Annotated in this window: 23 protein-coding genes; 10 read left to right on the top strand and 13 right to left on the bottom strand. The window is 74.1% G+C overall.

Features of this window, described 5'->3' with window-relative positions; all coding sequences use genetic code 11:
* Window positions 1-258 precede the first annotated feature (258 nt).
* From MT994_RS04660 to MT994_RS04640, 5 genes are all read right to left on the bottom strand, one after another.
* Entirely contained in the window at window positions 259-882 is a 624-nt protein-coding gene (locus MT994_RS04660) for a superoxide dismutase (RefSeq protein ID WP_085387761.1), read from the bottom strand.
* A gap of 192 nt (window positions 883-1,074) precedes the next feature.
* Window positions 1,075-2,829 carry a cytochrome bc complex cytochrome b subunit gene (locus tag MT994_RS04655; RefSeq protein WP_021481147.1) on the bottom strand — a complete coding sequence of 585 codons (1,755 nt, stop codon included), beginning with the start codon at window positions 2,827-2,829 and terminating at the stop codon, window positions 1,075-1,077.
* On the bottom strand, window positions 2,826-3,887 hold the full coding sequence (locus tag MT994_RS04650) for a Rieske 2Fe-2S domain-containing protein (protein WP_354805323.1): 1,062 nt from the start codon (window positions 3,885-3,887) through the stop codon (window positions 2,826-2,828). The genes MT994_RS04655 and MT994_RS04650 overlap by 4 nt, the downstream gene beginning before the upstream one ends.
* Window positions 3,884-4,663 (bottom strand): cytochrome c, encoded by a 780-nt coding sequence (locus MT994_RS04645; protein WP_021481149.1) that lies wholly within the window; start codon window positions 4,661-4,663, stop codon window positions 3,884-3,886. Before MT994_RS04645 ends, MT994_RS04650 begins: the two co-directional genes overlap by 4 nt.
* Window positions 4,664-4,736: 73 nt before the next feature.
* A complete protein-coding gene (locus tag MT994_RS04640; protein WP_021481150.1) occupies window positions 4,737-5,387 on the bottom strand; it encodes a heme-copper oxidase subunit III in 651 nt (216 codons plus the stop codon).
* Window positions 5,388-5,704: 317 nt separating this feature from the next.
* Between MT994_RS04640 and MT994_RS04635 the strand changes: the two genes are divergently transcribed.
* Window positions 5,705-6,142, top strand: a complete 438-nt coding sequence (locus tag MT994_RS04635) for a hypothetical protein (protein WP_354805321.1) — start codon at window positions 5,705-5,707, stop codon at window positions 6,140-6,142.
* Between the two features lie 34 nt (window positions 6,143-6,176).
* Window positions 6,177-7,274: an anthranilate phosphoribosyltransferase gene (trpD, locus tag MT994_RS04630; RefSeq protein ID WP_354805319.1), complete on the top strand. Its 1,098-nt coding sequence runs from the start codon at window positions 6,177-6,179 to the stop codon at window positions 7,272-7,274.
* Between the two features lie 33 nt (window positions 7,275-7,307).
* Here trpD and MT994_RS04625 read toward each other — a convergent pair whose 3' ends face one another.
* Together MT994_RS04625 and MT994_RS04620 are read right to left on the bottom strand one after the other, a co-directional pair.
* Complete coding sequence (locus tag MT994_RS04625) at window positions 7,308-7,589, bottom strand: Lrp/AsnC ligand binding domain-containing protein (RefSeq protein WP_034654744.1); 282 nt, start codon at window positions 7,587-7,589, stop codon at window positions 7,308-7,310.
* Complete coding sequence (locus tag MT994_RS04620) at window positions 7,568-9,424, bottom strand: DEDD exonuclease domain-containing protein (RefSeq protein ID WP_211933351.1); 1,857 nt, start codon at window positions 9,422-9,424, stop codon at window positions 7,568-7,570. The genes MT994_RS04625 and MT994_RS04620 overlap by 22 nt, the downstream gene beginning before the upstream one ends.
* 186 nt (window positions 9,425-9,610) lie before the next feature.
* Here MT994_RS04620 and MT994_RS04615 point away from each other — a divergent pair, with 186 nt between their 5' ends.
* A complete protein-coding gene (locus MT994_RS04615; RefSeq protein ID WP_354805317.1) occupies window positions 9,611-10,936 on the top strand; it encodes an NYN domain-containing protein in 1,326 nt (441 codons plus the stop codon).
* Window positions 10,937-11,005: 69 nt separating this feature from the next.
* Here MT994_RS04615 and MT994_RS04610 read toward each other — a convergent pair whose 3' ends face one another.
* The gene (locus MT994_RS04610; protein ID WP_354805316.1) at window positions 11,006-12,823 is read right to left on the bottom strand and encodes an AMP-dependent synthetase/ligase; all 1,818 of its coding nucleotides are present in this window, start codon (window positions 12,821-12,823) and stop codon (window positions 11,006-11,008) included.
* A gap of 251 nt (window positions 12,824-13,074) precedes the next feature.
* Here MT994_RS04610 and MT994_RS04605 point away from each other — a divergent pair, with 251 nt between their 5' ends.
* Entirely contained in the window at window positions 13,075-14,022 is a 948-nt protein-coding gene (locus tag MT994_RS04605) for an ROK family glucokinase (protein WP_043658218.1), read from the top strand.
* Window positions 14,023-14,059: 37 nt separating this feature from the next.
* On the opposite strand, the gene MT994_RS04600 is transcribed toward MT994_RS04605, so the two are convergent.
* On the bottom strand, window positions 14,060-14,707 hold the full coding sequence (locus tag MT994_RS04600) for a hypothetical protein (RefSeq protein ID WP_354805313.1): 648 nt from the start codon (window positions 14,705-14,707) through the stop codon (window positions 14,060-14,062).
* Between the two features lie 57 nt (window positions 14,708-14,764).
* Between MT994_RS04600 and MT994_RS04595 the strand changes: the two genes are divergently transcribed.
* The 3 genes from MT994_RS04595 to MT994_RS04585 all read left to right on the top strand — a co-directional run bounded on the left by MT994_RS04595 (window position 14,765) and on the right by MT994_RS04585 (window position 18,277).
* The gene (locus MT994_RS04595; protein WP_228485372.1) at window positions 14,765-15,550 is read left to right on the top strand and encodes a lysophospholipid acyltransferase family protein; all 786 of its coding nucleotides are present in this window, start codon (window positions 14,765-14,767) and stop codon (window positions 15,548-15,550) included.
* Between the two features lie 110 nt (window positions 15,551-15,660).
* Window positions 15,661-16,887, top strand: a complete 1,227-nt coding sequence (locus MT994_RS04590) for a pyrophosphate--fructose-6-phosphate 1-phosphotransferase (protein WP_074807116.1) — start codon at window positions 15,661-15,663, stop codon at window positions 16,885-16,887.
* Between the two features lie 40 nt (window positions 16,888-16,927).
* Complete coding sequence (locus tag MT994_RS04585) at window positions 16,928-18,277, top strand: class II 3-deoxy-7-phosphoheptulonate synthase (RefSeq protein ID WP_043658206.1); 1,350 nt, start codon at window positions 16,928-16,930, stop codon at window positions 18,275-18,277.
* A 93-nt stretch (window positions 18,278-18,370) separates the two neighbouring features.
* On the opposite strand, the gene pknB is transcribed toward MT994_RS04585, so the two are convergent.
* Complete coding sequence (pknB, locus tag MT994_RS04580) at window positions 18,371-20,401, bottom strand: Stk1 family PASTA domain-containing Ser/Thr kinase (protein ID WP_354805311.1); 2,031 nt, start codon at window positions 20,399-20,401, stop codon at window positions 18,371-18,373.
* Window positions 20,402-20,492: 91 nt separating this feature from the next.
* On the opposite strand from pknB, the gene MT994_RS04575 reads away from it, so the two are divergent.
* Entirely contained in the window at window positions 20,493-20,918 is a 426-nt protein-coding gene (locus MT994_RS04575; protein ID WP_034655478.1) for an Rv2175c family DNA-binding protein, read from the top strand.
* A gap of 60 nt (window positions 20,919-20,978) precedes the next feature.
* Here MT994_RS04575 and MT994_RS04570 read toward each other — a convergent pair whose 3' ends face one another.
* From MT994_RS04570 to MT994_RS04560, 3 genes are all read right to left on the bottom strand, one after another.
* Window positions 20,979-22,148, bottom strand: a complete 1,170-nt coding sequence (locus tag MT994_RS04570; RefSeq protein WP_354805310.1) for a polyprenyl synthetase family protein — start codon at window positions 22,146-22,148, stop codon at window positions 20,979-20,981.
* Between the two features lie 70 nt (window positions 22,149-22,218).
* The gene (locus MT994_RS04565; protein WP_354805308.1) at window positions 22,219-22,788 is read right to left on the bottom strand and encodes a hypothetical protein; all 570 of its coding nucleotides are present in this window, start codon (window positions 22,786-22,788) and stop codon (window positions 22,219-22,221) included.
* 13 nt (window positions 22,789-22,801) lie between these two features.
* Window positions 22,802-22,930, bottom strand: a complete 129-nt coding sequence (locus tag MT994_RS04560) for a hypothetical protein (RefSeq protein ID WP_255541882.1) — start codon at window positions 22,928-22,930, stop codon at window positions 22,802-22,804.
* Here MT994_RS04560 and MT994_RS04555 point away from each other — a divergent pair.
* Both MT994_RS04555 and MT994_RS04550 read left to right on the top strand, forming a co-directional pair.
* Window positions 22,929-24,134 carry a DUF4192 family protein gene (locus tag MT994_RS04555; protein WP_354805306.1) on the top strand — a complete coding sequence of 402 codons (1,206 nt, stop codon included), beginning with the start codon at window positions 22,929-22,931 and terminating at the stop codon, window positions 24,132-24,134. The two genes, MT994_RS04560 and MT994_RS04555, sit on opposite strands and share 2 nt — an antisense overlap.
* A 69-nt stretch (window positions 24,135-24,203) precedes the next feature.
* Entirely contained in the window at window positions 24,204-24,605 is a 402-nt protein-coding gene (locus MT994_RS04550; protein WP_021479921.1) for a universal stress protein, read from the top strand.
* Window positions 24,606-24,947 lie beyond the last annotated feature (342 nt).

The following is a 24,947-nucleotide window of genomic DNA, read 5'->3' as shown; positions in this document are numbered from 1 at the left end:
GGGCAGTGTGAGGGGCGGTGTGTGGGGCAGGCGACGGAGCGCGCCGGAACGTCGTGACGGCCGGAGACGCTGCCGGCGACGCCCCCGGGGCCGACGCCACGACGCGGCACCTATTGGCGACCGCGGACTGACCGGGGTGGCCCTGGGCGGCCGCCGAGAACGAGGTTGGTCCCGCCATCCACCGGATAGCGGGACCAACCTCGTTGTGGTGGGGGAGCAGGGTCGTGCTCGCCGACCGGGTGTCGTGCGGCGGGGTCGTCAGGGGACGATGAGCCCGGCGGTCTGGGTCTTGGCGCGCTGGAGGCGGGCCTCGGCGTCGGACCAGTTGACGAGGTTCCACCAGGCGGTGACGTAGTCGGCGCGCACGTTCTGGTAGTCGAGGTAGTAGGCGTGCTCCCAGACGTCGAGCAGGACGATGGGGGTCAGGCCGAGGGTGAGGTTGCCCTGCTGGTCGTAGAGCTGGACGGTGATGAGCTTCTGGCCGATGGAGTCCCAGGCGAGGATGGCCCAGCCGGAGCCCTGGACGCCGGCGGCGACGGCGGCGAACTGCTTCTTGAAGGCGTCGAAGGAGCCGAAGTGCTCGTCGATCGCGGCGCCGATCTCGCCGGTGGGCTCGCCGCCGCCCTCGGGGGAGAGGTTGGTCCAGAAGGCGGAGTGGTTGACGTGGCCGCCGAGGTTGAACGCGAGGTTCTTCTCGTGGAGGTTGATCGCGGCGAAGTCGCCGGACTCGCGGGCCTCGGCGAGCTTCTCCAGGGCGGTGTTCGCGCCGGTGACGTAGGCCTGGTGGTGCTTGGAGTGGTGCAGCTCCATGATCCGCCCGGAGATGTGCGGCTCGAGCGCACCGTAGTCGTAGGACAGCTCGGGCAGGGTGTAAGCGGGCATCCGGATGTACCTCCTGGTACGGACCGCCGGAGGTCGTCCGACGGTCCCTGGGCAGTGAACTGACGGTGTCCCTGCCGCCTCACGCGGGCGCTGCCGCGCCCCGGGGGCAGAGACGACGATGACCCGCGACCTGCCCGCCTGGAAGAGGGGGTTGGTCGCGGGTCATCGTCCTACTGTGCAGGAACCCGGAGGTCAGCGCTCGTCGGCGCCCTTCTCCGGCTCCACGAGGTCACGACCGCCGCCGACGGGGGCGGTCCCGGCCTCGATCTGCTCGTGGCTCGTGCTCTCGAGGGCGTCGTGCTCACCGTGCGAGTGCGCGGCGGCGAGCTCGGCCGGCGTCACGGGCTCGATGCGGTCCTCGTAGAAGAACCGCGACAGGCGCTGGAGACGCTTGTCCTTCTTGTAGCCCTTGCGACGCACGCCGCGGGAGTCCGTCGCCGGCTCGATCTCGAGCGGGGCGTGGGCGGAGTAGTTGACCCGCAGCCAGCGCTCCTGCTCGTCGAGCGGGCGGTGGACCTCGATGTACTCGCCGTGCGCGAACCGGACGATCCGGCCGGTCTCGTGGCCGTGCAGCACGAGCTCGCGGTCCTTGCGCTGCAGCCCGAGGCAGATGCGCTTGGTGACCCAGAACGCGAACCAGGGGCCCACGAAGATCAGGATCCGGAAGGCCCAGGTGATCGTGTTGATCGACATGTGGAAGTGCGTCGCGATGAGGTCGTTCGACCCGGCGAGCGCCAGGATGATGAACGCCGTGAGGAACGCGACGCCCAGGCCGGTGCGAACCGGCACGTTGCGCGGGCGGTCGAGGACGTGGTGCTCGCGCTTGTCCTTCGTCACCGCGGATTCGAGGAACGGGTAGACGAAGAGGAACGTGAACAGCAGGCCCGGCACGACGACCGCGGGGATGAGGACGTTCAGCGACAGCGTGTACCCGCCGATCACGAACTCCGTCTGCCCCGGCATGAGTCGCAAGGACCCTTCGAGGAACAGCATGTACCAGTCGGGTTGTGCTCCCGCGGAGACCGGTGACGGATCGTAGGGGCCGTAGTTCCAGACGTTGTTGATCGCCATCGTGCCGCCCATGAGCGCGAGGATGCCGAACACGACGAAGAAGAAGCCGCCGGCCTTCGCGACGTACACGGGGAACAGCGGGAAGCCGACCACGTTGGTGTCCGTGCGGCCGCCACCCGGGTACTGCGTGTGCTTGTGGAGCACGACGAAGAACAGGTGGAGCGCGACCAGCGCGAGGATCAGGCCCGGCACCAGGAGGATGTGGACCGTGAACAGTCTCGGGATGATGTGCTCGCCCGGGAACTCGCCGCCGAAGATGAAGTACGACATGTACGAGCCGATGAGCGGGATCGCCTTGACGACGCCGTCGGTGATGCGCAGGCCGTTGCCCGACAGGACGTCGTCGGGCAGCGAGTAGCCGGAGAAGCCGGCGGCGAGGCCCATGATCATGAGCAGCATGCCGACGAGCCAGTTGACCTCACGGGGCTTGCGGAACGCGCCCGTGAAGAACACGCGCATCATGTGCGTGACGATCGACGCCATGAAGATCAGCGCGGCCCAGTGGTGGATCTGCCGCATGAGCAGACCGCCGCGGACCTCGAACGACATGTGCAGCGTCGACGCGAACGCGTCGGACATGAGCACGCCGTCCATGGAGGCGGGCTCGCCGTGGTAGGTCACCAGGGACATGCTCGGGACGAAGAACATCGTCAGGAAGATGCCGGTGAGGATCAGGACGACGAATGAGTAGAGCGCGATCTCGCCCAGGAGGAACGACCAGTGGTCGGGGAAGACCTTGCGCGCGAACTCCTTGACGGCGACACCGATGCCGGTGCGCTGGTCGAGGTAGTCCGCGGCCTTCCCGGCAGGGGTCGTCGGCGCGGCTGACTTCGGTGCGGCCGCCCGAGGTGCGGCGGTTCCGGTGCTGGTGGTCACTTCAGACGCTCCCAGAAGCTCGGGCCGATGGGCTCGTGGAAGTCGCTCTGCGCAACCAGGTAGCCCTCGTCATCAACGGTGATCGGCAGCTGCGGCAGGGGCCGCTTCGCGGGGCCGAAGACCACCTTGGCGCTGTCGGCCACGTCGAACGTCGACTGGTGGCACGGGCACAGCAGGTGGTGCGTCTGCTGCTCGTAGAGAGCGACGGGGCAGCCGACGTGCGTGCAGATCTTGGAGAACGCGACGATGCCGTCGTACGACCAGCTCTCCCCGGCGGGGGCCTGCTCGGACACGATGTCGCGCGGGTCGAGACGGACCAGGAGGACGACGGCCTTGGCCTTCTCCGTGATCCACTCGTGGGACTGCATCTCCTCCTGCGAGGCCTCGGGGATGACGTGGACCACCGAGCCGATGGTGACGTCGGCGGCCTTGATGGGCCGGCCCGAGGGATCGATCGCGAGGCGCGTGCCGCGCTGCCAGAGGGTGTGCTTGAACTTGGAGACGTTCCAGTCGCCGCCGACGCTCCCGACGAGCGGGACCGCGATGGTGAGCGGGAAGAGCGCGAGGGCGGAGATGACCGCGCCCTTGAGGACGCCGCGGCGGGCGATGCCCGAGTCCTTGACGCCCGCGTCGAGCTCGGCGAGCGCGGCGGTGCGCGTCTCGGGGTCGCTCGCGATGGGGTGGCGCTCGTCCACCTTCTCGTGGTCGGACATGAGGACCTTGGCCCAGTGCACCGCGCCGAAGCCGATGCCGAGCAGGGCGAACGCGATGGCGACGCCGAGCGCCACCGTCGAGAGGCGGACGCCCGCGGTGGTCCCGTCCGGCGGGATCACGAAGTAGACGACGAGGGCCGCGATGGTGCCGATGACGGAGATCCCGAAGAGCGCGGCGACCTGACGCTCGGCGCGCTTCGACGCCTTCGGGTCGCGGTCGGCCATGCGGCTCTTGTGCTCCGGCAGACCGGGGTCCGGGAACGTGTCGAGGGTGCCGTGGTCCTCGCGGTGCCCGACCTCGCGGTGCGAGGACTCGGACGAGCGGGGGCTCTGGTAGTCGCTCACGAGGACTTCGCTCCGATCCACACTGCGGCCCCGATGAGGAGGCCCATTCCGACGATCCAGGCCCACAGGCCCTCGCTGACCGGACCGAGCGACCCGAGCGACAGGCCGCCGGCGGAACCGTCGCGCTGCTCGGCGAGGAACGCGATGACGTCCCGCTTCTCCTCGGGCGTCACGGTGGCGTCGTTGAAGACCGGCATCGACTGCGGGCCGGTGAGCATCGCCTGGTAGATGTTGCGCTCCGAGGTGTCCCACAGCGGGGGAGCGAACTTGCCCTCGGAGAGGGCACCGCCCGCACCGATCGCGTTGTGGCACATCGCGCAGTTGGTGCGGAAGACCGCGGCACCGTTGGCCGGGTCGCCCAGCGCTGCGTCGACCTGCTCGTCCGTGGGGATCGCGGGGCCGGCGCCGAGCGACGCGACGTAGGCGGCGAGCTGCGCCGTCTGCTCCTCGTCGAACTGGCGCGGCTTCTGGATGGCCTGCGGACCGTCCATCTGCATGGGCATGCGGCCGGTGGACACCTGGAAGTCGACCGACGCGGCGCCGACACCGACGAGCGAGGGCGCGGTGGCCGTGCCCTCGGCGTTCGGCCCGTGGCACGTGGCGCAGTTGGCCTGGAACAGCTTCTGGCCGGTCTCGATGTCCTCGGTGCTGGCGGTCTCGGCGTTGGCCGAAGTCGGGGCAAAGGCGGCGTAGACGCCACCGGTGACCAGCAGCGCCAGCAGCAGCAGCACGACCGGCGCGAAGCGGTGGTGTCTGCGGGCGGCGAGTGCCTTCACGAAATGATCCTCGTCTCGCAGGTGGGGGAGCAGGGGGCGGGTGGGCGGTCCGGGGCGGACCCCGGGCGCGACGTCAGCGCAAGATGTAGATCACGAAGAAGAGCGCGATCCACACGACGTCGACGAAGTGCCAGTAGTAGGACGTCACGATGGCCGTCGTGGCCTCGTGGTGCCCGAAGTTCTTGGCCGAGAACGAGCGGCCGAGAAGGAACAGGAAGGCGATCAGGCCGCCGACGACGTGAAGGCCGTGGAACCCGGTCGTGATGTAGAAGACGGAGCCGTAGGGCGTGGAGGAGATCGACACGCCGTGCTCGACGAGCTCGGCGTACTCGAAGATCTGACCACCGATGAAGAACGCGCCCATGAGGAACGTCAGCGTCATCCACTCGTTCATCCCCCAGCGGTTCACCTGGAAGATCGAGCCGGTGCGGACGGGCTGGAAGCGCTCGGCGGCCCACACGCCCATCTGGCACGTCACCGACGACAGCACCAGGACGGTCGTGTTGATCGCCGCGAAGGTCAGGTTGAGCTTGTCCGCCTCGAGGGCCCACTCGTCGGCGGGCATCACGGCGCGGACCGTGAAGTACATGGCGAAGAGGCCGGCGAAGAACATGAGCTCGCTGGCCAGCCACACGATCGTCCCGACCGAGACGGGGTTCGGTCGGTTGACGCTCACGTGCTGATGGGCGTGGGGGGCAGCCGTTGCGGTCGACACAGGAGCCATTATGGCCGACGAACCTCAGCTTCGCGGCACGCAGACGGCAGCCCGGAGGCGGTGAATCTCACAATGTCTCCAGAACTTCCCACGGAGACCTGCACTTGGTGACGGAAACCGTCCGAGTGCCATGAAACCCGGGCGTCCGGGGCGCGGGCCAGGGCCCTTGGTCCCCGGTCCGCCGCCGGTCGGCGCACGACCCGCCGCAGGGGTGCTGCGGAGGGCTCCGACGTGCCAAGATGCCAGTCGGGACGTGCGTCCGCCACACGCGGCGCCGCGCGCTCCCGGGCCCACCCGAGGGAACGACGAAGGCGACGGTGACGACGATGACGACGACCGTGACGACGACGCACGGGGACACGGACGTGACCCCGCGCGCGCCGCGCATCCTGCTCTACAGCGACGACGTGACCGTGCGCGAGCAGGTGCTGCTCGCCGTCGGGCGGCGGCTCGGCGCGGGTCAGCCGGAGATCGAGTGGCACGAGGTGGCCACCCCGGCGGCGGTCGTGGCGTCGGCGGACGCCGGCGGGTGGGACCTGCTGGTCCTGGACGGCGAGGCCGACAAGGCCGGGGGCATGGGTCTGTGCCGCCAGCTCAAGAACGAGATCTACGCGTGCCCGCCGGTCCTGGTCCTCACCGGCAGGCCGCAGGACGGTTGGCTAGCATCGTGGTCGCTCGCCGACGACGCGGTGCCCCGGCCGTTCGACGCGGTCGCCCTCCAGCGTGCCGTCGCCGACCTGCTGCGCGCCGCCGGCACGCGGTAGCCGACCAGGAGACCGACCAGCCGAAGGGCCACCCGTGACCGCCACCCCGCACCCTGCCGCCTCGACCACGAGCGACTCGACGGGTGCGGGGCTCACCTGGCCCGGTCTGCTCACCGAGCTCGTCGCGGGGAACGACCTCGACGCCGAGCGCACCGCGTGGGCCATGGACCAGGTTATGTCGGGCGAGGTCTCGCCCGTGAGGCTCGCGAGCTTCCTCGTCGCGCTGCGCGCGAAGGGCGAGACGGTCGCCGAGCTCACCGGTCTCGCCGACGCGATGCTCGCGCACGCGAGCCGCTTCTCCGTGGACGGGCCCGCCGTGGACATCGTCGGCACGGGCGGCGACCGCGCCCACACCGTGAACATCTCGACGATGGCGTCGCTCGTCATCGCGGGCGCGGGCGTGCGCGTCGTCAAGCACGGCAACCGCGCCGCGACGTCGTCGTCGGGGGCCGCGGACGTGCTCGAGGAGCTCGGGATCCGGCTCGACCACGGTCCCGACCGCGTGGCGCGCATCGTGCACGAGGCGGGGATTACCTTCTGCTTCGCCATGGTGTTCCACCCGTCGATGCGGCACGCGGGCGTCGCGCGCAAGGAGCTCGGCATCCCGACGGCGTTCAACGTGCTCGGCCCCCTGACGAACCCCGCGCAGCCGCGCGCGGCCGCGATCGGCGTGGCCGACGCCCGGATGGCGCCGCTCATCGCCGGCGTGCTCGCCGGGCGCGGCACGTCGGCGCTCGTGTTCCGCGGCGACGACGGCCTCGACGAGCTCGCGGCGACCGGCGGCGCCACGGTGTGGGAGGTGCGCGACGGCGCCGTGACGGAGCACCGCCTCGACCCCGTCGCCGACCTCGCGCTGACGCCCGTCACCGTCGAGGACCTGCGGGGCGGGAACGCGGCGCACAACGCCGACGTCGCGCGGCGGTTCCTCGCGGGCGAGCCGGGCGCGGTGCGCGAGACCGTGCTGCTCAACGCGGCCGCGGGCCTCGTCGCCGACGGCACGCTGCCCGGTACCGCGGAGGGCTCGCTCGTCGAGCGGCTGCGCGCGGCCTACGACGTCGCGGCCCGGAGCGTCGACTCCGGCGCCGCGCGCGCGGCGCTCGCCCGCTGGGCGGAGGCCGCGGCGCGCGACTGACCGCCGGTCAGCCGGCGCGCGACTGACAGCCGGTCAGTCGTCGAGGCCGAGGGCGAACGCCTGCTCGAGGTCGACGTTCGAGTAGGCGCGGAACGCGATGAACGTCTCGGTGCGCACGACGCCCTGGACCTTGCTGATGCGGTCCGCGATGACGTCGGCGAGCTGGTCGTGCTCCTGGACCCGCACCATCGCGACGAGGTCCGCCTTGCCCGTCACCGAGTAGACCTCGCTGACGCCGCGCAGGTCCGCGACCTCCGACGCCACCTCGGGGATGCGTGCGGGGTCGGTGTCGATCAGGACGATGGCGGTGAGCATGGTTCCTCCGGGGACGGGTCGTCGTCAGGCGACCACTCTACGGTCGGCCCGGCCGACGCGTGGGCCAGGTCGGCGCCGTCGGCGTCCGCGTGGCGCGCGACGTGGCGGGCCGTGGCCGCGAGGTCGACGTGCGACCCGGCCGAGCGGACCGGGCACGCCCAGGGACCCGTGACGTCGACGATCCGCACGCCGGGTTCCTGGAGCCACGACAGCAGGATCTCGGCCTCGTGCGGATGGCTCGCGGGGGCCGGCGGCACGGGTGGTGTCACCGTCTCGGCCGTCGCGACGAGCGCGTGCACGAGCGGCCACGGGTCGGTGCCCGGGGCGCTGACGCCGGTCGCGGCGAGCCGCGCGTGCCGCACGACGACGACCTCCCACCCACCGGCGTCCGTCGGGCGCGCGGCGACGAGCTCGGCGCACGCGGCGAGCGGGGCGAGCCGCTGCGCACGCGCCGCGCCCGTGAGGAAGGCGCGCAGGCGCTGGGTGAGCTCGCCGGCCTGCTCGAAGCGCTCGTCGCGCGAGAGCGCCACGATGCGGCGCCCGAGCTCGGCGACCACGCGCGACGGGTCGCCCTCGAAGGCCTCGCGCGCACCCGCCGCGACGTCGCCGTAGCCCGCGTCGCGCTCGGTCGTCGTGCACGGGGCGGAGCAGCGGCCCATCTCGGCGAGCACGCACGCCGTCGCGCCGGGCGAGGCGACGACGGGGAGGCGCCGGGTGCACTGGCGCAGCGCGAAGGCGTCGTGCAGGGCGTCCACGGCGGCCTGGGCCTGGTGCCGCGAGGCGAACGGGCCGATGTGCGCCGCCGGTGCGCGGACGTCGCGGACCAGCGAGAGGCGCGGGTACGCCTCGTCGGTGAGCCGGACCCACGTCATGCGCTCCGGGTGCCGCGACCGGCGGTTGTACCGCGGCGCGTGCTCGGCGATGAGGCGCAGCTCGCGGACCTGCGCCTCGAGCGGCGTCGCGCACACGACGGGCGTGACGGCGTGCGCGATGCGCACCATCTCGGTGATGCGCCCGCGCTTCTCCGAGCGCGTGAAGTACGACCGCACGCGGCGCCGGATCGACGTCGACGTGCCGACGTACAGCACCTCGTCGCCGGGGCCGCGGAAGAGGTAGACGCCGGGCGCGTCGGGCAGGCCGTCGGCGAGGTGGCGCTTGCGGCGCACGTCCTGCGGCACGGGGTCCGTCGCCCCGGCGAGGTCCTCCAGGTGCGTCACGCCGAGCGGGCCGAGGCGGCCGAGGAGCGCGTGCAGCACGTCGACGGTGGCGCGTGCGTCGGCGAGCGCGCGGTGGTCCGGCGTGACCGTGGCGCGGAAGAGGGCCGCGAGCGTCGCGAGCTTGTGGTTCGGCGCCTCGTCGCGCGTGACGACCCGCCGCGCGAGGGGCACGGTGTCGAGCACCTGGTTCCCGGGCCAGTCGTAGCCCGCGGAGCGGCACGCGGCCTTGAGGAACGAGATGTCGAACGGGGCGTTGTGAGCGACGAGCACGGCGCCGCGCGCGAACTCGAGGAAGCTGGGCAGCACGGCCTCGATGCGGGGCGCGGTGGCGACCATGGACGACGTGATGCCGGTGAGCCGGGCGACGAAGGCGGGCACGGGCACCCCGGGGTCGACGAGCGTCTGGAACTCGCCGAGCACCTCGCCGCCGCGCACCTTCACCGCGCCGATCTCCGTGATCCCGGCGCCCGCGGGGGAGCCGCCGGTCGTCTCGAGGTCGACGACGACGAACGTCACCTCGTGCAGCGGCGTGCCCAGGTCCTCGAGCGTGGGCTGGACGGGGACGCCCTGCGGTGCGGACCCGGCGCGGGGGGCGGCGAGGGCGGGTCCGGACGACATGGCGGCGAGGCTAGCGAGGGCCACCGACACCGCCGCCGCGAGGTCCGTCGGCCGCCCGCCGACACGAAGTCCGGGAGCCGGGGCGCGCGTCCCCGGGCGGCATAGGGTGGGACCGAGAGAATCAGGACGATCAGGGACGAAGCGCCCGCGGTGACCCGCGGACGAGGTGCGGAGGAGGCGCGGCGCATGGTGGCCGACGGACCGGAGGACGCCCTGCCCGCGGAGCCGGACGTGCCGCCGTCGGTCCGCAGCCTCCTCGTGGCCGCCGCGGCGGAGGCGCTCGGCGCGCTCGACACGGCCCTGGTCCCGGTCGCGCTCCAGCGGGTGCGGGCCTTCGCGCCCCGGCGGCGGGCGACGGCCGGCGCGGCACCCCTGTGGCGGGCCCTGGTCGACGACGCGGGGTTCCGGCACGCGGTCGCCGCGGCCTGGTCCCGTGAGCACGACAGCGAGCCGGAGCCCGACCCCCCGCCCCCGGACGGCCTGTCCCCGGCGCAGGTGCGCGAGCGGGCGGCGGGTGCCTTCCTCCTGCGGCCCGATGACTGGCAGGCGGAGGTGGAGCACGCTCGCTCGCTCGACGACACCCTCCGGGCGGACCGGTCGGCCCGGGACGACGCGGCCCGCCTCCGCGGCGAGCGCGACCGGCTCGCGCGCCAGGTCGAGGAGCTCCAGGCGCGAGCCCGCGACGCCGACGCGCGCGCCGAGGCCGCGACGGCCGAGCTCGCCGCGGTACGCCGGACCGAGCGGCGGCTGCGCGCGGACGCGGACCGGGCGCGGGCCGAGGCGCGGGCCGCCGAGCGGGCGGCGCAGGGGGAGCGGGACGCCGCCGAGGCCGCGCTGCGGGACGCGCGCGAGGAACGTCGCGCGGCCGCCGTCGAGCTGGCCCGGGCGCGCGCGGAGCGGGACGAGGCGCGCCGGTCACGGACGTCGTCGGCCGACCTCGCGACGGCCCGCGCGCGGCTCCTGCTGGACACGGTGGTCGACGCGGCGGCGGGGCTCCGGCGCGAGCTCGCGCTCGGCCCGTCGACCACGACGCCCGCCGACGACGTCGCCGCCGGGCTGCCGGACGCGGCGCGTCCCCGGCAGGGGTCGCGCGGCCGCGCGGCGGACGACCCGGCGCTCGTCGACGACCTGCTGTCGGTCCCGCGGACGCACCTGGTCGTCGACGGCTACAACGTGACGAAGACGGGCTACGGCGAGCTGTCGCTCGCGGACCAGCGCGACCGCCTCCTCGCCGGCCTGCTCCGCGTGGCCGCCGCCGGCACGGAGGTCACCGTGTGCTTCGACGGCGCCGACGGCGGCCCCCGGCCGGTGCACGCCCCGCGCGGCGTGCGCGTGCTCTTCTCGTCGGGGGAGATCGCGGACGACCTCATCCGGCGCCTGGTCGCCGCCGAGCCGCCCGGGCGCCCCGTCGTCGTCGTGACGAGCGACCGCGCCGTCGCCGACGACGTCGAGGCGATGGGCGCGGCGTGCGTCCCGGCCCACGCGCTGCTGGCGCGGCTCGCCCGCCGCTGACGACGCGGCCCTCCCCGGCGTGCTGCCGGGGAGGGCCGTGGTGCGCGGGGACGAGGGCCCCGGGCCGTGTCAGCGGACGGGTGCGGGCCCGTCCACGTAGATCGCCTCGACGTCGGCCGCGAAGTCCTTGAGCACCTCGCTGCGCTTCACCTTGAGCGACGGCGTGAGGTAGCCGTTCTCGACCGTGAAGTCCGTCGTGAGGACCGTGAACTTGCGGATCGACTCGGCGCGGGACACCGCCTGGTTCGCGCGGGTGACCGCGGCGTCGAGGGCGGCGAGGACGTCCGGGTCCTTGGCCGCCTGCTCGACGGTCAGCGGCTCCTTGCCGTGCATGCTCGCCCAGCCGGGCAGGCCCTCCGGGTCGAGCGTCACCAGGGCGCCGATGAACGGCTTCTGGTCGCCCACGACGACGCACTGCGAGACGAGCGCGTGCGCGCGGATCCGGTCCTCGAGGACGGCGGGCGCGACGTTCTTGCCGCCCGCGGTGACGATGATCTCCTTCTTGCGCCCGGTGATGCGCAGGAAGCCGTCCTCGTCGAGCGAGCCGAGGTCGCCGGTGCGGAACCAGCGGTCGACGAACGCGTCCGCGGTCGCCTGCTCGTTGTTGTGATAGCCGCGGAAGATGTGGTCCCCGCGCAGGAGGATCTCGCCGTCCTCGGCGATCCGGGCGCCGCAGCCGGGGAGCTGCTCGCCGACGGTCCCGATCTTCGTGTTCCCGGGGCGGTTGACGCTCGTCGGCGCCGTCGACTCGGTGAGGCCGTAGCCCTCGAGGATCCGCACGCCGATGCCGCGGTAGAAGTGGCCGAGGCGCTCGCCCAGCGGCGCGCCGCCGGAGACGGCGTACTTCGCGCGACCGCCGAGCGCGTGCCGGAGCTTCTTGAAGACGAGCGCGTCCGCGACCTTGTGCTGCAGGCGCAGCCCGACGCCCGGCCCCGACGGCTCGTCGAGCGCGCGCGAGTACGCGATCGCGGTCGCGGCGGCCCAGTGGAAGATCTTCAGCTTGCCGCCCGCGGCCGCCTTCTGCTCCGAGGAGTTGTAGACCTTCTCGAAGACGCGCGGCACCGAGAGGATGTACGTCGGCTTGAACGTGCCGAGGTCCTCGAGCAGCGTCTTGGTGTCCGGCGTGTGGCCCAGCACCGTGCCGCCGGCCACGACGAGCACGCCGATGAACCGCGCGAACACGTGGGCGAGCGGCATGAACAGCAGCGTGCGGCCGCCCGGCTCCCCGAAGACCTCGGGCACGGCGGCCACGGCGTTGACCGTGAGGGAGTAGAAGTTCTGGTGCGTGAGCTCCGCGCCCTTGGGGCGGCCGGTGGTGCCGGACGTGTAGATGATCGTCGCGACGTCCGCGAGGTCGGCCAGGCCGCGCCGGCGCACGATCTCGGCGTCGTCCACGCCGGCGCCGTCGGCCGTGAGCGTGGCGATCGCGCCCGCGTCGATCGCCAGCACGTCCTGCAGGGCCGGGGCCTGGTCGCGCACCTCCTCGACCGTCGCCGCGTGCGCCTCGGTCTCCACGACGAGCAGGCGCACGTCCGCGTCCGAGAGGATCCACTGCACCTGCTCCGGGCTCGACGTCTCGTAGAGCGGCACGGGCACGGCGCCCGCCGCCCACGTCGCCCAGTCGAGCAGCGTCCACTCGTAGCGCGTGCGCGACATGATGCCCACGTGGTCGCCCGGCTGGATGCCGCGGGCGACGAGCCCCTTCGCGACGGCGACGACCTCGGCGTCGAACTCGCGCGCGCTGAGCGCCTGCCACGCACCGTCGGCACCCGTGCGGCGCTCGACCATCGGCGCGGCGGGGTCGGCCGCGACGCGGCTCGCGAGGAGGTCGTTGAGGTTCTTCGAGGGATCGACTTCGACGATCCGTGGGGCGCTGATCTCGTCCATTCTGGCTCCAGTGGCAGTAGTCGACGGTGGGAGAACCCTACCCAGTGGCGGCGTGTGCCCGAGACCTGCCGTTGTCGGTAGGCTTCAGGTGCTGTGCGCTGCTTGCGCAACGTTTCGCGCGGGCGCGGAGTTCCGGTGGCCCGACCCGTGGCGCGGGGTCGAGGCCCCGTCGTCGTGCGTGGTCCGTGAGCGGGCGAGCACCCGCAGCGAGACCTTGCAGTCAGCGGAACCGAGCGAGTAGAGGACGGGACATGCACGCCATCGGGGTGGACATCGGCGGGACGAAGATCGCGGCCGGGGTCGTCGACGAGAAGGGCGAGATCCTCGTCCAGACGCGCCGCGACACCGAGCCCGACGACGTCGCGAGCATCGACCGCGCCATCGCCGACGTCTATGCCGAGCTCACCGCCGACCACGAGGTCGGCGCGATGGGCCTCGCGGCGGCCGGCTTCGTCAGCCCGGACCGCACCTCGGTGCTCTTCGCGCCGAACATCGCGTGGCGCGAGTACCCGCTGGCGCGCAACGTGCGCGAGCTCATCGGCGACGTCGACGTCCCGATCGTCGTGGAGAACGACGCGAACGCGGCCGGCTGGGCGGAGTTCCAGTTCGGCGTCGCGCGCGACGCGACCGACATGCTCATGCTCACGGTCGGCACGGGGCTCGGGGGCGCGATCGTCGTCGACCGCGAGCTCGTGCGCGGCAAGTGGGGCGTCGCGGCGGAGGTCGGCCACATGCGCGTCGTCCCGGGCGGGCACTACTGCGGCTGCGGCCACGAGGGCTGCTGGGAGCAGTACGCGTCCGGGCGCGCCCTCGTGCGCGACGGCCAGAACGCCCTCATCGCCCAGCCGGACCGCGCGACGCGCCTGCTCGAGATCTGCGGCGGCGACCCGGACAAGCTCAACGGCCCCCAGATCACCCAGGCCGCGCAGGAGGGCGACGACCTCGCGGTCGAGCTGCTCGCGAACCTCGGCCGCTGGATCGGCGAGGGCGCGGCGTCGGTCACGGCGCTGCTCGACCCCGAGCTCATCGTCATCGGCGGCGGCGTCGGTGCGGCGGGCGACCTCCTGCTCCAGCCGGTGCGGCGCGCGTTCGCCGACCAGCTCTCGGCGCGCGGGCACCGCCCGGAGGCGCGGATCGAGCTCGCCGAGCACGGCAACGAGGCGGGCATCGTCGGCGCCGCGGACCTCGCGCGCCGCTGACGGGCGGCGCGGGCGCGGTGCGGGGGAGGCGCGGGCGTCAGACGACGGCGCCCGGCCCCCGGTCGTCGTCGTCCCGCCGGTGCGGCATGCGCCAGAGCAGGATCGCGAGCCCCACGAGGAAGGCGCCGCCGCCCACCTGCGCGACGAGCACGGGGTACGGGCGCGCGACGACCAGCACGACGAGCAGCAGGATCGGCACGCCGACGACGAGCGCCCACGCCATCGTCAGGAGCGGGTCGCGTCCGAGGACGAGCGGCGGGTCCGGGGGCACGAAGTGGCTCTCGGCCTCCTCCAGGTCCTCGACCTCGGGCGTCGTGGGCCAGTCCCGCGGCCCCGTCGGGCGCACCCAGGGCGCCACGGGCACGGACCCGAGCACGTCGCGGCCGCTGCGCGGGGAGCCCTCGGGCGCCCCGGCCGCCGGATCCTGCGCGGCGCGGGGGTCGTCATCGCCCGCCCGGGTGCCGGGGTCTGACCGGTCGAGCTCGGACAGGTCCGCGAGCTCGGCCACGATGCCGGCCCACCGGGCGTCCACGTCGAGGGCCGGCTCGGGCGCCTCGTCGCGCGGCGCCGTCGCCTCCCCGTCGTCGGCGGCAGGGTGGTCCGTGCCCGGCGCCGCGTCGTCGGGCGTGGGGTCGGGGACGTCGTCGGGCTGCGGGGAGTCCGGCTGGGCGTTCGGTGCGGCCATGGGAATCACTCTAGAGTCGGATGCACGTCCCGCGCCGGGACCCCGCGAGGAGGAACGTTGTTCTACTGGTTCATGAAGCAGGTGATGGTCGGCCCGATCCTGCGGCTCCTGTACCGTCCCTGGACGCGGGGCGTCGAGCACGTGCCGGACGAGGGCGGTGCCATCCTCGCGAGCAACCACCTCGCGGTGATCGACTCGTTCATCCTGCCGCTCGTCCTCGACCGCAAGGTCCAGTTCCTCGGCAAGTCCGACTACTTCACAGGCACGGGCGTCAAAGGCCGCCTGACCGCGGGCTTCATGCGCGGCGTCGGGACGATCCCCGTGGACCGCGCGGGCGGCAAGGCGAGCGAGGCCGCGCTCGAGACGGGCCTGCGCGTCCTGCGCGAGGGCGACCTGTTCGGCATCTACCCGGAGGGCACGCGCAGCCCGGACGGACGGCTGTACCGCGGCAAGACGGGCGTCGCGCGCCTCGCGCTCGAGTCGGGCGCCCCGGTGGTCCCGGTCGCGATGGTCGGGACGAACATCGCGCAGCCGATCGGCAAGGTCATCCCCACGCCCATGCGCATCGGGGTCGTCATCGGCGAGCCGCTCGACTTCTCGCGCTACCGCGGCATGGAGAACGACCGCTTCATCCTGCGCGCCGTCGCCGACGAGATCCAGTACGCGATCATGCGGCTGTCCGGGCAGGAGTACGTCGACATCTACGCGGCCACGGCCAAGGCGCGCCTCGCGGCGGGCCACACCGAGTCCGAGGTGGCGGGCGGAGCCCCCGGCGGGCGTCCCGCCCCGGACGTCCAGGTCCCGGAACCGCCGCCGGAGCCCGGCGCGTCGTCAGTAGACTGAGCGACGGCCGGTCGCGCCGGGCCCGTGCAGGGCCCGAGCCCCGTCGCCGCCACCCCGCCGGACCGCGTCCGTCCGGCCAGGATCCGTCCTACGAGAGGTTCTGAGTTCACATGTCGGTTCGTCGCGTCGCCCTCCTCACCGCGGGCGGTTTCGCCCCGTGCCTGTCCTCCGCGGTCGGGGGTCTCATCGAGCGGTACACGGAGCTCGACCCGGAGATCGAGATCATCGCCTACCAGTACGGCTACCACGGCCTGCTGACCGGCACGAAGATCGTCGTGGACTCCGAGGGGCGCAAGCAGGCGGGGATCCTGCACCGCTTCGGCGGCTCGCCGATCGGCAACTCGCGCGTCAAGCTCACCAACGCGGCCGACTGCGTCAAGCGCGGCCTCGTCCAGGAGGGCCAGGACCCGCTGCAGGTCGCCGCGGAGCAGCTCAAGGCGGACGGCGTCGACGTGCTGCACACGATCGGCGGCGACGACACGAACACGACCGCGGCCGACCTCGCCGCGTACCTCCACGAGAACGGCTACGAGCTCACGGTGGTGGGCCTGCCGAAGACGATCGACAACGACGTGATCCCGATCCGTCAGTCGCTCGGTGCGTGGACCGCCGCCGAGGAGGCCGCGGGCTTCGCCGCCAACGTCATCGGCGAGCACCGCTCGGGCCCGCGCATGCTCATCGTGCACGAGGTCATGGGGCGGCACTGCGGCTGGCTCACCGCGGCGTCCGCCGCCGAGTACCGCAAGTGGCTCGACGCGCAGGAGTGGGCCCCGGCCCTCGGCCTGACGCGCGAGCGCTGGGACGTCCACGCGGTCTTCCTGCCGGAGCTCGCGCTCGACATCGACGCCGAGGCCGAGCGCCTCAAGGCGATCATGGACGAGCAGGGCAACGTCAACATCTTCCTGTCCGAGGGCGCCGGCATGCACGAGATCGTGGCGCAGCTCGAGGCGGCGGGCGAGGAGGTCCAGCGCGACCCGTTCGGCCACGTCAAGCTCGACACGGTCAACCCCGGCCAGTGGTTCGCCAAGCAGTTCGCCGAGAAGCTGGGCGCCGAGAAGGTCATGGTCCAGAAGTCCGGCTACTTCTCGCGCGCGGCCGCCGCGAACGCCGAGGACCTGCGCCTCATCAAGTCGATGACCGACCTCGCGGTCGAGTGCGCGCTGCGCGGCGAGTCGGGCGTCATCGGCCACGACGAGGAGAACGGCGACCGCCTGCGCGCCATCGAGTTCCCGCGCATCGCCGGCGGCAAGGCGTTCGACGTGTCGCAGCAGTGGTTCGGCGAGCTCCTCGAGGGCATCGGCCAGCCGCTCGTGCCCGCGGCGCCCGCGGCCCACTGACCGGCACCACCGCACCAGGAACCTCGTCAGGGGACGCCGTATGACCACCACGAGCGAGCCGGGGACCGACTCCGGGCTCGACCACTTCCGCACGCTCGTCGCGCTCCAGCAGCCGACGTGGCCGGACGAGGCGGCGCTCGACGCCGTCCGTGACCGGCTGGCGGCCTCCGCGCCGCTCGTGGTGCCGGCGGCTGCCGACACGCTGCGCTCCCGCCTGGCCGCGGCCGGGCGGGGCGAGGCGTTCCTCCTGCAGGGGGGCGACTGCGCCGAGACGTTCGCCGAGGCGAACGCCGACCGGATCCGCAACAAGATCCGCACCATCCTGCAGATGGCGGTCATCCTCACGCACGGCGCGAGCATGCCCGTCGTGAAGATGGGCCGCATGGCCGGGCAGTACGCCAAGCCGCGCAGCTCCGACTCGGAGACGCGCGACGGCGTGACCCTGCCCGCGTACCGGGGCGACATGATCAACGGGCACGCCTTCACGCCCGAGGCGCGCATCCCCGACCCGGAGCGCCTCGTCCAGGCGTACCAGATCTCCGCGGCGACGTGGAACGTCGTGCGCGCGTTCACGACCGGGGGCTTCGCGGACCTGCGCCAGGTCCACGAGTGGAACCGCGGCTTCATGCGCAACCCCGCCTACGCGCGGTACGAGCGGACGGCGTCCGAGATCGACCGCGCGATCCGCTTCATGGACGCGTGCGGCGCCGACTTCGACGCGCTGCGCACCGTCGAGTTCTTCGTCAGCCACGAGGCGCTCGTGCTGGACTACGAGCGCGCGCTCACGCGCCGGGACGCGCGCACGGGGGACGCGTACGACACCTCCGCCCACTTCCTGTGGATCGGGGAGCGCACGCGCCAGCTCGACGGCGCGCACGTCGACTTCCTCTCGCGCGTCGCGAACCCGATCGGGGTCAAGCTCGGCCCGACGACGACGCCCGACGTCGCGCTCGAGCTCGCCCGCCGTCTCAACCCCGACGACGTCGAGGGCCGCCTGACCTTCGTCACGCGCATGGGCGCGGGCAACGTGCGCGACGCGCTCCCGCCGCTGGTCGAGGCCGTCGCGCGCGCGGGCGTGCCCGTCACGTGGGTCACGGACCCCATGCACGGCAACACCATCACGTCCGCGAGCGGCTACAAGACGCGCCGGTTCGACGACGTCCTCGACGAGGTGCGCGGCTTCTTCGAGGTGCACCGCGCCGCGGGGACCGTGCCGGGCGGGCTGCACGTCGAGCTCACGGGCGACGACGTGACCGAGGTGCTGGGCGGGAGCGAGGAGATCGACGACGCGGGGCTCGCCCTGCGCTACGAGACCCTCGTCGACCCGCGCCTCAACCACCAGCAGTCGCTGGAGATGGCCTTCCAGGTCGCGGAGATGCTGCGCGGCTGAGGGCGTGGGGAGACGGCCGTCTCCCGTCGAGCGCAGGGCTGTGGCCCGTCCCGTGGTCGGGGCGGGCCACGGCCGTCTGCGCGGGTCGCGAGGTCAGAAGACGTTGAGGACGATGGTCGAGCCCTTGGGCGCGGTGCGCCCGTCACCGCCCGGGGGGTCCTGGGCGTAGACGATGTTGAGCGGGTGGATGCCCTGCGGGTAGCGGATCTCGACCTGGAAACCCGCGTCCTTCAGGGCCTTCTCGGCGTCGGCGACGTTGCGGGTGCTGACGTTCGGGACGTCGACGAGCGGGGGCCCGAGCGACACCACGACGTTCACGGTGTCCTTCCGGTGGGCGTCGGAGCCCTGCTCGGGGTCCTGGCGGATCACGAGCCCTGCGCCGACGGTCTCGGAGTACTCCTCGGTGACCGCGGGGACGAGGCCCTGCTCCTCGAGCGCGGCGACCGCGGCGTCCTTCGCGGAGCCCGTGACCTGCGGCACGACGACGGGCGCGGGCCCGGACGAGACGGTGAGCACCACCGGCACGTCGTGCCGGATCGTGGCGCCCTCCTCGATGGCGTTGCCGTCGGGGTCCCGCACGGCCATGACCTGGCCCGACGGCACCTCGTCGTGCGGCTCGGCGACGGGGTCGCCGAGCGTGAGGTCGGCGCCCTCGATCGCGGCGGTCGCCTCCTCCTGCGTCGCGCCCACGAGGCCGGTCGGCACCGTGAGCATCCGCACGCCCTTCGACACGACGAGCTGCACGCTGCCGTCCTTGCGCACGTCCTCGCCGGACGCCGGGTCGGTCGCCACGACGGCGCCCTCGGGCACGGCGTCGTCGTAGCGCTCCTCGACCGTGTGGGAGAGGCCCGCGTCGTCGAGGATCGCGACGGCCTCCGGGCGCGACGCCTCGACGAGACCGTCCGGGACCTGGGTGTAGGCGCCCGGCCCGGACGAGAACCACCACGCGGCGCCGCCGCCGACGCCCGCGAGGACGAGGAGGACGACGAGCGACCAGACGACCACGCGGCCGTGGCCACGTCGCCGCGCCGGGGCCGGGGGCGCAGGGGGCGGCGGGCCGGGCCTCGTGGTCGGCGCGACGACGTGCCCGACGGCGAGCGGCTCGGTGAGGCCCGCGGCCTCGCGGTCGCGCAGGCTGAGCGCCGCGAGGGACGCGGTCGCGGCGGCGGACGGGTCGTTCGGCGTGGTCCGCGGACCCGGTCCCGGCGGGGGCGGCACGACGGCGGACCCCCCGGCGGGCGGGTCGACGCGCCGCTCGAGGTCGGCCGGGTCGAGCGCGGCCCGGGTCGAGCGCACGAGCGCGAGCGCGGCGCCGGCGTCGGCCGGACGGTCGGCGGGGTCGCGCGCGGCGAGCGCGCACAGCAGGTCGTCGACCTCGGGCGGGATCCACGGGGCGACGTCCGACGGCGGGGGCACGTCGTTGTTCACGTGCTGGAACGCGACCTGGATCGGCGTCGTGCCGGTGTGCGGGACGGTGCCGAGCAGCATCTCGTACGCGAGGATGCCCGCCGCGTAGACGTCGGTGCGGGCGTCGCACGTGCCGGTCGCGATGAGCTCGGGGGAGAGGTAGGCGACGGTCCCGAGGATCGTGCCCGTCGTCGTCGCGGTCACCTCGTTCACGGCGCGCGCGAGACCGAAGTCGGTGACCTTGAGCCGGCCCTCGGTGTCGAGCAGGACGTTCTCGGGCTTGATGTCGCGGTGCACGAGCCCCGCACGGTGGGCGGCGGCGAGCGCGTCGAGCACGTGGTCGAGCACGTCGAGCGTGCGACCCAGCGTCAAGGTGCGCTCGGTGAGCATGGTGCGGCGCAGGTTCGACCCCGCCACGTACTCCATCGTCAGGTAGCTCGTGTCGCCGTCGAGGCCCTGGTCGTACACGGCGACGAGGCCCGGGTGGGTGAGGCGGGCCGCGGCACGCGCCTCGCGGCGGAACCGCGAGACGAAGTCGGCGCCGGACGCGCCCTCGGCGAGGTGGGGGTGCATGACCTTGAGCGCGACCTCGCGCTCGAGCCGACGGTCGATCGCGAGGTACACCGTCGCCATGCCGCCTCGCGCGATGCGCGAGACGACCTCGTACCGCCCGTCGACCAGGCGGCCGACGAGGGGATCGGTCGTCACGGTGGCCACGGGGAGAGTCTAGGTGGCCGGGTGTCACGATCCGGTGAGCACGGCGCGCACGGCGTGGGTGTCGTGTGGAGGCACGCCGTAGGCTTGCCCGGTGACCGATCGCGACACCAGCCCCCGCCCCACGCTCGACGACCTCGTCGGCGAGTGGCTGACCCTCCCCGACGTCGCCGAGGCGCTCGGCACCGACGTCGGCAAGGTGCGCCGCCTCGTGCAGGAGCGGCGCGTCGTGGGCGTGAAGCGCGGCGAGCGCACGACGTTCCAGGTCCCGGCGCGCTTCCTCGTGCCGCTGCACCTGGTCGACCCGGCGAACGCCGGCCGCCCGGACGAGAGCGGCCGCGTGGGTGTCCTGTCGAGCCTGCAGGGCACGATCGTCGTGCTCACCGACGCCGGCTTCGACGACGCCGAGATCCTCGAGTGGCTCTTCACGCCGCACGACGAGCTCGGCGAGGCCCCGTTCGACACCCTCCTCAGCGGGCACAAGGCGCGCGTGCGCCGCGTGGCGCAGTCCGAGCTCTGACGCGCTCCGCCCGCCGCCCCGATCGTCCGGCCCGTGCCGGTCCGACGGGCGGCGGTGCGGTCAGGCCGTCCGCTCGACGGCGGCGCGCGCGAGCAGCGCGAGCATCGTCGCCCCGGGCTCCGCGAGCCCGGCCCCGTCGAGGGCGGTCGCGGCCCGCTCGGTGAGCTCCGCGATGAGCGACTCGACGGCGTCGCGCGCGCCCGTCTCGACGAGGACGGCGCGCAGGTCCTCCACCGTGGCCGGGTCGAGGTCCGGGTCGCCCAGGTGCGTGAGCAGCAGCTCGCGCTGCGCGGGCGTGGCGGCAGCCAGCGCGCGCACGACGAGCACCGTCCGCTTGCCCTCGCGCAGGTCGTCGCCGGCCGGCTTGCCCGTGACCTGCGCGTCGCCGAAGACGCCGAGCACGTCGTCGCGGAGCTGGAACGCCTCGCCCACGGGCAGGCCGAACGCGCTCGTCGCGGTGACCGCGTCGTCGTCGGCCCCGGCGAGCGCGGCGCCGAGCGCGATGGGGTGCTCGACGCTGTAGCGCGCGGACTTCGAGCGGATGACGGCCCGGGCCCGCTCCTCGTCGGCCGCCGGGTCCTCGCCCCACGGCAGGACCTGCGCGTGCACGTCGAGGTACTGGCCGGCCGTGACCTCCGTCTGCATGCGGCCGAACACGCGTCGCGACCGCGTGGCGACCGCGGGCGCGAGGTCGTCGAGCGCGTCGCCGAGCTCGCGGTGGCTCGCGATGAGCGCGAGGTCGCCGAGCAGGATCGCGGCGTTCTCGCCGTACCGCGCGCCGTCGCCGGACCAGCCGAGGTCGCGGTGGCGCGCCGCGAAGGCGCGGTGCGCCGTCGGGCGGCCGCGCCGGGTGTCGGAGGAGTCCATGACGTCGTCGTGGAAGAGCGCCGCCGCCTGGAACAGCTCGAGCGCCGCGCCGGCGCGCAGCACCGTGGTGCGGTGCGGTCCCGCGGCGTCACCGCCGTGCGCGCGCCACGACCAGTAGCAGAACGCGGCGCGCAGGCGCTTGCCGCCCGCGAGCAGCTCCTGCGTCGCGTCGGCGAGCAGGTCCGTGTCCGGGTGGGTCCCGGCGAGCTCGGCGCGGAGCGCCGCGGTCGAGGCGTGCAGGGCGTCGTCGACGCCGGTGCGCACCCCCTCGCGGTCGACGAGCGCGGCGGGGCTCGGGTCGGTGAGGTCCTCGGACGCCTGGGCAGGGACGGAGGGCGAGGTCGGCAGCGACGGGTTCGGCACGGGGGCAGCCTATGCGGAGCGGGCGCCACCCTGCCCGCCCGGTCTGGTGGCGGTCGAGCGGCGCGGCACCTCAGCCGGGGGCGACCTGGCCGCTGATCGTCACGAGGCGTTCCGTCTCGTCGTCGAAGACGCCGACGGCGACCGACTCGGTCGGGCCCTCGGGCGTGGTCGTGCGGACGAACGTGGTGAGCGAGGTGAGCGCGCTCGGCACGGTCGACGGAGACACCTCGAACCCGGCCGGGCCCAGCGTGTCGGTGTAGTAGGCGGTGAGCGCCTCGACCGTGTCCGTCGAGCGCAGGTTCAGCGTGACGTCCACGAGCGCGCCGTCCTGCGACGGCCGCGCCGAGCTCGCGAGCACCTCGGCGCCCGGCGCCACCGGGACCAGCGCGGCGGGGAACCCCTCCACCAGGTCCCCGACCGCCGAGGCGGCGTCGTAGTCGGGCAGCGGCGTGCCCGGCGCGCCGGAGTCGGCGTCCGGCGCCGGCTGCGCCTCCCGGGGTGCCGCGGCGCCCTGCACGTCGCCCAGGTCCGCCTGGCACCCCGCGAGCGTCGAGCCCAGCACGGCCGCGACGAGGACGACGGCGGCCCGGCCGGCGGGGGAGAGCGCCGGGTGCGCGGCGGCGCGGGTTCGTGGTGGCACGCGCACACCGTAGTCACCCGCGCGTGCGCGAGCCACCACCGAGGTCGGGGGCCGACCACAGCCCCAGGTACGCGCCCCGCATCGTCCACAGCCGGGCGGCGGGCGCCCCGCACGCCGTCCCGACCGGCTGGGATGGGCGCATGACGACCCTCATCCGGGCCCAGGGCCCGCGCGAGCTCCTCGCCTACGTCCCCTTCCGGCTCGGCTACCGCCCGCAGGACAGCGTCGTCCTCGTGGGGCTGCGGCCACCGCGCGGCCGCATCGGTCTCGTCGTGCGCGTCGACGTCGCCGACGCGGCGGACGTCGAGCACGGGCCGCAGCTCGCGCGGTCCGTCGTGGGGCACCTCGCGGCCGACGGCGCACGCCGCGTCGTGCTCGTCGTCTACTCCGACGCGCCGCTGCGCGCGTCGGGCGTCGCGGCCGCGCGGGTGCGGGCCGCCGTCGAGCACTGCCGCGAGGCCGCCGAGCCGCACCACGGGCCCGTCGAGGCGTGGGTCGTGTCGTCGACGGGCTGGTACGCGCTCGACTGCGCCGAGGACGACTGCTGCCCGCCGGAGGGAAGGTCGCTGCGCGAGCTCGAGTCGAGCGAGGTCGGCGCGCACATGGTGCTGTCCGGGGCGGCGCTCGCGGACTCGCGCGAGGAGGCGCTGCGGATCCCGCCCGCGGGCGCGGACGCGCGGCGCCGTGCCGCGCGCGCGGCACGGCGGGCGCGCGACCGCCCCCGGTCCGTGGCGGCCGGCGACGACGTCGCGTCCCGGGTCGCGGCCCGGGTGTCCGCCCTCGCGCTGTGGCGGACCGCGGTCGCGCAGGTCGCCGCGCGCGACCGCGCGCGGGACGGCGGGCGGGCCGACGGCGGGCCGGTCGGCGACGGCGCCGGTGCCGCGGTGCCCGCCGCGACGGTCCTCGGGCGCCTGGCGGCGGGCCTGGAGTCGGTCCCCGTGCGCGACGCCGTGCTCCTGTCCCTCGTGCCGGGGACCGACGACCTGCCGGACCGCACCGTGCGGGGCGGGGACGTGGACGCCGGGACGGGCCGCGCCATCGCGGCCGTCGTGGACCCGGGTGCAGGCCTCGCGCCCGACCCGGCGGTCACCGGACCGGCGAGGGCCGTGCTCGAGGCCGTCGTCGCCCACGCGCCGCGCGGGAGCACCGCACCCGCACTGGCGCTGCTGGCGCTCGTGGCCTGGTGGCACGGCGACGGCGGCCGGGCCCGTCGGCGGCTGGCCGAGGCGCTCGCGGAGGACCCGACGTACCGGCTCGCTCTGCTGCTCGCGAGCGCGCTCGACGCCGGGGTCCCGCCGGGCTGGGTCCGCGCCGACGCGTGCGCCGACACGCACGACGTCGGGTAGGTTCGACGCAACACGACCTGCGGTCGCCCCCGCGGCCGGCCGCACCCACGAGCCGTCTCCGGAGGACACATGAGCGTCGTCGTCGCGCACCTGAGCACGCCCGAGGGTCGCGAGGCTCTCGACAGCGCGGCCACCGAGGCCGTCCGGCGCGGCACCGACCTCGTCGTCGTCGTGACCGAGGCCTCCATGTCGACTCCCGAGCTCGTCGCCGCGCACGAGGACGACCTGCGACGCGTGGAGGCGCGCCTCGAGGGGACGGGCACGACGCTGCGCCGCGAGCAGGGCTCGGCGGACCTCGCGGACGACCTCGTGGGCGCCGCGGAGCGGTCGTCGGCGGAACTCATCGTCATCGGGCTGCGTCGGCGCAGCCCCGTGGGCAAGCTCATCCTCGGCTCGAACGCCCAGCGCATCCTGCTCGACGCGCCCTGCCCCGTGCTGGCCGTCAAGCCCGAGCGGCCCGCCGGCGTCTGACCCGGCCCGCGCGTCGGCGCGGACGGGGATCCCTGCGGTCCGGCGCGCGGAGCGCGCAGGGTGAGGGCAGCGCGGGCGGGGGAATCTTCCGGGGCCCCGGCCCGTTGTACACGTCACGAATCCGGGTGACGAACGTCGTGACGACGTGGTGCGCCGGGCCGTCGGGAGGCGGTCAGGTCCGACATCACCCCGTGTCGCGGCGTCCAGCGCACGGATCGCCGGTACAATATAGGTAGTCCGCCAGAGCCCGACGACTCACCGTGAGAGTCCAGAGCAGCCCGCACTTCACGGTTCACGTCCCCGCTCCGGCGGCCCTACCGCCCCCCATGATTGCCGAAAGGT

Source organism: Cellulosimicrobium sp. MI9406, assembly GCF_040595865.1.
Taxonomy (GTDB): Bacteria; Actinomycetota; Actinomycetes; order Actinomycetales; family Cellulomonadaceae; genus Cellulosimicrobium; species Cellulosimicrobium funkei.
The sequence above is the reverse complement of the archived record's forward strand: the minus strand, read 5'-3'. Positions and strand labels throughout refer to the sequence as shown.